The following is a 740-nucleotide window of genomic DNA, read 5'->3' as shown; positions in this document are numbered from 1 at the left end:
CGACTATGTTAAAAACATGATCACTGGTGCTGCTCAGATGGACGGCGCGATCCTGGTAGTTGCTGCGACTGACGGCCCGATGCCGCAGACTCGTGAGCACATCCTGCTGGGTCGTCAGGTAGGCGTTCCGTACATCATCGTGTTCCTGAACAAATGTGACATGGTTGATGACGAAGAGCTGCTGGAACTGGTTGAAATGGAAGTTCGTGAACTTCTGTCTCAGTACGACTTCCCGGGCGACGACACTCCGATCGTTCGTGGTTCTGCTCTGAAAGCGCTGGAAGGCGACGCAGAGTGGGAAGCGAAAATCCTGGAACTGGCTGGCTTCCTGGATTCTTACATTCCGGAACCAGAGCGTGCGATTGACAAGCCGTTCCTGCTGCCGATCGAAGACGTATTCTCCATCTCCGGTCGTGGTACCGTTGTTACCGGTCGTGTAGAACGCGGTATCATCAAAGTTGGTGAAGAAGTTGAAATCGTTGGTATCAAAGAGACTCAGAAGTCTACCTGTACTGGCGTTGAAATGTTCCGCAAACTGCTGGACGAAGGCCGTGCTGGTGAGAACGTAGGTGTTCTGCTGCGTGGTATCAAACGTGAAGAAATCGAACGTGGTCAGGTACTGGCTAAGCCGGGCACCATCAAGCCGCACACCAAGTTCGAATCTGAAGTGTACATTCTGTCCAAAGATGAAGGCGGCCGTCATACTCCGTTCTTCAAAGGCTACCGTCCGCAGTTCTACT

The 740-nt window shown here is 52.6% G+C and carries 1 protein-coding gene; it reads left to right on the top strand.

Features of this window, described 5'->3' with window-relative positions; translation table 11 throughout:
* Window positions 1-740: elongation factor Tu (locus tag AACU94_RS24515; RefSeq protein ID WP_135488432.1), on the top strand; the 740-nt coding region annotated here is incomplete at both ends.

The sequence above is a fragment of the Escherichia sp. E4702 genome, assembly GCF_963883545.1.
GTDB lineage: Bacteria > Pseudomonadota > Gammaproteobacteria > Enterobacterales > Enterobacteriaceae > Escherichia.
Note: the sequence above shows the minus strand (reverse complement) of the source record. Positions and strands in the feature narration are given on the sequence as shown.